The sequence below is a fragment of the Noviherbaspirillum sp. ST9 genome (genome assembly GCF_048799745.1).
In the GTDB taxonomy this organism is placed as follows: domain Bacteria; phylum Pseudomonadota; class Gammaproteobacteria; order Burkholderiales; family Burkholderiaceae_D; genus Noviherbaspirillum.
Map to the genome: position 1 here is coordinate 1 of NZ_JBLWFR010000099.1, position 666 is coordinate 666.

General features: G+C 42.6%; 2 protein-coding genes. Both read left to right on the plus strand.

All coding sequences use genetic code 11. From position 1 onward, the window contains the following. Nucleotides 1–387 (plus strand): hypothetical protein (locus ACNOHI_RS24960; RefSeq protein WP_420477424.1); only part of this gene is annotated, 387 nt, incomplete at its 5' end. 14 nt (nucleotides 388–401) lie between these two features. Beyond that, on the plus strand, nucleotides 402–666 hold a 265-nt coding region (locus tag ACNOHI_RS24965), incomplete at its 3' end, for a WbuC family cupin fold metalloprotein (RefSeq protein WP_420477425.1).

Below are 666 nucleotides of genomic sequence, written 5' to 3' on the forward strand. Positions count from 1 at the left end.
CTGATATTGCATACCGGAGACTTCACCTATATATTATTTATGGCGGTCTACGGGGTAGATACTGTGCTGACCATCTGTCACAGGATTCTATTACGCGAACATTTGGGTAAGGCCCATCGAAAACATTGCTATCAGCTGATGGCGAATGAGCTGCATATTCCACATCTGATAGTTTCCACCATCTATACAGCGGTGCAATTGGCCGCTTCATTCGGCTTGATATTAATTCGTGCGAATCATTGGTTGTATCTGTCAATTGTTCTAACAGTGCTCTGCGGAGCATATGTTTTTCTAGTTAAAAAATACTATCATCTGCATCAGCAGTACTTGGATTCGCTGGTGAATAAGCTTGCAATGGATTCCCGTCTAAATGTAAAACCAAGCTAAATACTTCAACACTTATGCTAATAGATACTAAATTATTAGATAAAGTCAGCTGCCAGGCTGCGGAGTCGCCCCGTTTGCGTATGAATTATAATCTGCATGAGTACTTGAATGCGCCTGCGCAACGATTGTTAAACGCGTTGGAGCCAGGAACTGTGCTGCCAATCCACCGGCACAATAATACGGATGAGACATATATCCTGCTTAGAGGCCGTATTGATGTAATGTTTTATTCTGCAGATGGAACAGAGACGGACCGATTCTATCTTAATCCTTTGACCG